General features: G+C 69.8%; 1 pseudogene. It reads left to right on the forward strand.

The annotated features are described in order from the left end of the window. Positions 1-232 (forward strand): annotated as a pseudogene (locus tag Q5762_RS39815) (ammonia channel protein); the annotation flags it as partial.

Raw genomic sequence — 232 nt, forward strand, 5'->3', positions numbered from 1 at the left:
CGATGGCGTCGATCGTCATCGGCCTCCTGGCGGGGGCACTCTGCTACTTCGCCGTCAGCATCAAGTTCAAGCTCGGCTACGACGACTCGCTCGACGTCGTCGGCGTGCACGGCGTCGGCGGGACCTTCGGCGCCATTGCCACCGGCCTTTTCTCCACCACCGCGGTCAACGCGGCGGGGGCCGACGGGCTCTTCTACGGCACCCCGACGAGCTGCGGCCAGAGCTGCGCCGG

It is taken from the genome of Streptomyces sp. P9(2023), from assembly GCF_032436795.1.
Classification (GTDB): Bacteria; Actinomycetota; Actinomycetes; order Streptomycetales; family Streptomycetaceae; genus Streptomyces.